The sequence below is a fragment of the Nostoc cf. edaphicum LEGE 07299 genome, from assembly GCF_015207245.1.
GTDB classification, from domain to species: Bacteria; Cyanobacteriota; Cyanobacteriia; order Cyanobacteriales; family Nostocaceae; genus Nostoc; species Nostoc edaphicum_B.
This window is the reverse complement of the sequence record NZ_JADEXF010000426.1, coordinates 1-4,586: the sequence shown is the minus strand read 5'-3', so window position 1 is coordinate 4,586 and position 4,586 is coordinate 1. Positions and strand designations below refer to the sequence as shown.

Genomic DNA, 4,586 nt, shown 5'->3' with positions numbered 1-4,586 from the left:
GTCCTGTGCATCCAGTCCGCCGTGGAATTACGATTGTCCCTAGCGGCGGTGTAAAAATGGTTGTTACGAAAAAAGCAAAACTCAAAAGACAAACAATACTTTCTACTTAATTACTGAATCCTCCAATTTGCATATATCGAAATATAGATCAGCTCCTTAGCATCCAGCCTTTACAGTAAATGTAAGAGAAAATTTAGGAGCTTACTCATTCATGCCTGATGAGCATCGGTTGGAGGAACAATTTTTATCCCAAGAAGCTGAAAGAAGAGTATCTGAAAAGCTAGATGAAGCAGAAAAAATCGAAATAGATGTACAAACCGATCTGTTTAAAATAGTTCAGGGACAGGCGGATGGAGTTTCGGTAGCAGGCCAAGGATTAGTGATCGAAAAAGATGTTCGCGTACAGGAAATAAAACTGCAAACAGAAAGTATTACCATTAATCCCTTAAGCGCCCTTTTTGGACAAATAGAACTCAATGAGCCAGTAAATGCCATTGCTCGTATTGTACTCACAGAAGTAGATATGAACCGCACCTTGGCATCAGACTTTGTTCGCAGCAAGATGCAAGATTTTGATTTGGATGTAGATGGCAGAATTGTAAGTTTTGAGGCACAAAAAATTGAGATATTTTTACCTAATGATGGCAAAATAGAATGTAGGGGAAGAGTACTGTTAAAGGATAAGGGAAATACTCGCCCTTTGGCTTACACTGCGATCATACGTCCACGGACTCATTCACAACCTGCGATGCTGGAGAGTTTTAACTGCACTGAGGGAGGGGGAATATCCATAGAAGTAGTTACAGCTTTAATGCAAAAAGCCAAAGAATTGATGAACATACCATATTTTAAGTGGGAAGATATGGTGTTTCATATTAAAGATGTAAAAGTAGAAACTGGTAGTTTAATACTGATGGTAGAAACTCAAATGAAGCAAATACCATCATCATAAACTGTATCATCTCCTTAGTCAAATTTATCTTTATTAAAGATAAATTTTGTTACTGAGGGATGATGTCAATGTCATAAAAATTTTCTAACATTTGAAAAGTTACTTATTATTTCTAAATTCCAACTATGCAAGAGTATGATGTTGTGCTGATCGGTGCTGGACATAATGGACTAGTTTGCGCAGCTTATTTGCTAAAAGCTGGTTATAGCGTTCTGTTACTGGAAAAGCGTTCTGTACCAGGTGGCGCAGCAACAACTGAAGAATGCTTACCACAAGAAGCTCCTGGATTTAAATTTAACTTGTGTGCGATTGACCATGAATTTATTCATTTAGGGCCAGTTGTTGAAGAATTAGAACTAGAAAAATACGGCTTGCATTATTTGGAGTGCGATCCAGTTGTTTTCTGTCCTCATCCTGATGGTAAGTATTTCTTAGGACATAAGTCAGTGGAAAAGACTTGTGCAGAAATCGCTCGTTACAACGAACGTGATGCCAAAAAATATGCAGAATTTGTAGACTATTGGCAACGAGCGATCGGTGCAATGATTCCTATGTTTAATGCACCGCCAAAATCAATTATAGATATTGTTGGTAACTACGATATCAAAAAATTCAAAGATTTATTTTCGGTTATTGGTTCCCCGAACAAAACGCTGGACTTTATTCGCACCATGTTAACCAGCGCCGAGGATTTACTTAACGAGTGGTTTGATGAGGAATTTCTGAAAGCGCCACTAGCCAGACTAGCAGCAGAACTTGGTGCGCCACCATCGCAAAAAACCCTTGCCATTGGTGCAATTATGATGGCAATGCGTCACAATCCTGGAATGGCAAGACCGCGTGGCGGAACTGGCGCACTTGTGCAAGCTTTGGTGAATTTAGTCACAAGTAAAGGTGGCGTTATTCTGACAGATCAACATGTTGAAAAAGTTTTAATTGATGATGGCAAAGCTGTAGGTGTGCGGGTTGCTGGTGGAAAAGAATATCGCGCTAAATACGGCGTTATTTCTAATATTGATGCCAAGCGGTTGTTCTTACAAATGACTGATAAAAGCGATGTTAATGCAGCCGACCCAGATTTATGGGAAAGATTAGAACGCCGCATCGTTAACAATAACGAAACCATCCTCAAGATAGACTTAGCTTTAGACGAACCACTGCGTTTTCCAAACCACGCCCATAAAGACGAATATCTCGTTGGTTCTATTTTGATTGCCGATTCCGTAGCTCATGTGGAACAGGCTCATAGTAAATGTACCTTGGGAGAGATTCCTGATGCTGACCCATCGATGTATGTGGTGATGCCTAGCTACTTAGACCCCACATTAGCACCCCCAGGTAAACATACCGTATGGATTGAGTATTTTGCTCCTTATCAAATTGCCGGTGCAGAAGGCACTGGTTTAAAAGGTACTGGTTGGACGGATGAATTGAAAAACAAAGTTGCAGATAGGGTGGTTGATAAGCTAGCAGACTATGCACCAAATGTCAAGAATGCAACTATTGCCCGTCGTGTAGAAAGTCCAGCAGAACTAGGAGAAAGATTAGGCGCATACAAAGGGAATTATTACCATGTTGACATGACCTTAGATCAGATGATATTTTTCCGTCCATTACCAGAAATAGCCAACTACAAAACGCCAATTGATAATCTATTTTTGACTGGTGCCGGGACTCATCCAGGTGGTTCAATTTCGGGAATGCCGGGACGCAATTGTGCGCGGGCATTTTTGCAGGCAAAACATCCTATTAGCCAAACTTTGAAAGATGCGCGGGATTCGATTAAGTCAACTGTCGAGTCAGTGTTTGGCATTAGTTAAGCCTTTTGTAGAGACGCGATTCATCGCGTCTTTACCCAAGGATGTGTTGCTAGATTATTTAGGCAATCACGAAAATATTTGTATTAGTCATGACTAGACCTATTGCTAGTTGAGCAACTTGGATTTGAGCGGATAACCCTGTACCATCAGCATCAAAGAACAAACCCCCTGTATTATTGTCGTAGATAAAGCGATCGCTGCTATCTTCTGCTACTGAACCAATAAAAAATTGCGTGGCTTGAAGTATACCCTCACTAAGTCCACCTCCAAACCCTATTTTAGAAACATAAATTGTGTCATCTAAGGACGAAAAATCTGTAATGTTATCAATTCCCTCAGCAGGGGTATTAATAATAAAAACATCAGATCCAGTTCCTCCTGTTAGGGTATCATTACCTAAACCTCCAACGAAAGTATCATTGCCACTTCCCCCTATAAGGATGTCATTGCCATTTCCACCATTTAGATTGTTATTACTAGTATTACCAGTCCCATTAATATTGCCTGTACCTGTTAAAGTGAGATTTTCTTCATTGGCTGATAAAGGCGAGCTAACGGTTGATAAAACAGTCAGAGGTGTGGAAATAGGCGTACTATTGGCAACAGTAAGTAAAGTTCTAAATACCTTTTGGTTGCTGCTTAGACTATCATCAAACTCTTGGATTGAATTAGTTGGATCTAGAAATGAAATAACATAGTAATTTCCAATTGGGATATTAGGAAACGCACCGTTCCAAGTCGCTGTTCCCGAATTGAATGGATTAATCGAAGAAATAGTTGTATTACCAATTAAGTAATGAGAACCAATAGTATTAGTGATATTGGTATCAGTAGAAGCGTAAAATGAAACCGAGAAAGTGCCTGTCGCGGCTGTACCATTGTTGCGAGGATAGACCGTGATGCTGAAATTTTCCCCATATTTGATAGTGTTATTACTAAAACTTCCAAGGGTTGTGTTAAACCACACATCAGAATCTACTAAATCAGCTTTGTCAGTGGGTTGGCGCGCGGTAGTGTCTTGGTCGATCCAGTTTTGAATCTCATTATATCGACTGCTTGTAATTCGGGCGAACTCGTTGTAAAGCGGAGTGTTGTTGCTGGTTGTCTCATTTGAAGCTACTCCATAAATAGTCGGTTTATTTGTATTGGAATTATTCAGCCAGAGAGGGCCTCCACTATTTCCAGGTAGGATATCTAGCTCATTACTACGCAAGATTGAGTCAGTTGTACTTGTGATTTTTCCACTCTGAGTCCACATATCATAGTTGTCAAATTTCCCATCGCTATTGGAATCAAACTTATCAGAAGGGTATCCAGTGACATTCATTAAAGTTCCACTGCTGAGATTCTCGTCATATCCATAGTTAAACCAGCCAGTGAAGTTTCCAATATTGCGGTCAAGAGTAACCAATCCTATATCGTATTGAAAAGTTTCGCTTTTAGTTTGATCTCCTTGAGTCCATCCTTCAAAAGAACGTGTATGAACAGATTTGGCTTCACTATAGTATTCATAGTCAGATCGATTTGTACCAGCAATAATATTTCCTGTAGAACCAAGCATCACCTCAATTTTATCTGCCCAACCTCCATATCTCGTGTTATACACACAGTGTCCTGCTGTTAAAAAGTGGTAGGGACTAATCATGGCACCAGAACCGTTGATGATAATATCATCAGCAGTATCAATAACCCCATCTGGCCCTTTCCAACGTATTCTCATCTTTCCTATAGCGCTAAACGGAAAAGTTGTGGTGTTGCTAACTTTTGTTCGACCATCAGGGGAGAAAACAGACATAGTTTTAGATCCTTAATAG

General features: G+C 39.9%; 3 protein-coding genes. 2 read left to right on the top strand and 1 reads right to left on the bottom strand.

The annotated features are described in order from the left end of the window. Positions 1-211: 211 nt before the first annotated feature. Both IQ229_RS14020 and crtO read left to right on the top strand, forming a co-directional pair. The gene (locus IQ229_RS14020; protein ID WP_194044661.1) at positions 212-952 is read left to right on the top strand and encodes an LmeA family phospholipid-binding protein; all 741 of its coding nucleotides are present in this window, start codon (positions 212-214) and stop codon (positions 950-952) included. A gap of 125 nt (positions 953-1,077) precedes the next feature. Next, the gene (crtO, locus tag IQ229_RS14015) at positions 1,078-2,772 is read left to right on the top strand and encodes a beta-carotene ketolase CrtO (protein ID WP_194044659.1); all 1,695 of its coding nucleotides are present in this window, start codon (positions 1,078-1,080) and stop codon (positions 2,770-2,772) included. Between the two features lie 58 nt (positions 2,773-2,830). On the opposite strand, the gene IQ229_RS24695 is transcribed toward crtO, so the two are convergent. Then, positions 2,831-4,567 (bottom strand): trypsin-like serine protease, encoded by a 1,737-nt coding sequence (locus IQ229_RS24695; RefSeq protein WP_194044657.1) that lies wholly within the window; start codon positions 4,565-4,567, stop codon positions 2,831-2,833. Positions 4,568-4,586 lie beyond the last annotated feature (19 nt).